Consider the following 313-nt stretch of genomic DNA (forward strand, 5'->3'; position numbering starts at 1 on the left):
CAACCCGCGCCACCTGGTTGCCGCCCAGCAGCGCATGCGCGCCCTCGGGCGGGCGTTGTCGCGTAAGACCGGCCCGGACCGGCGCACCGGCCGGCGGGCGTCGAAACGCTGGGAGCGGGCCGCTGCCTGGCTCGGCCGCGCCCACGCCCGGGTGGCCAACCTGCGCCGCGACGGCCTGCACAAACTGACCACCCGGCTCGCGGCCGAGCATGGCACGGTCGTGGTCGAAGACCTCAACGTGACCGGCATGCTCGCCAACCGCAGGCTGGCCCGGCACATCGCCGACGCCGGGTTCGCCGAGATCCGCCGCCAG

1 protein-coding gene is annotated in these 313 nt (G+C 75.7%); it reads left to right on the plus strand.

Going from position 1 to position 313, the window contains the following annotated elements:
• On the plus strand, nt 1-313 hold a 313-nt coding region (locus tag ADL15_RS21625), incomplete at both ends, for a transposase (protein ID WP_157441510.1).

This window comes from Actinoplanes awajinensis subsp. mycoplanecinus, from assembly GCF_001509495.1.
GTDB lineage: Bacteria > Actinomycetota > Actinomycetes > Mycobacteriales > Micromonosporaceae > Actinoplanes > Actinoplanes palleronii.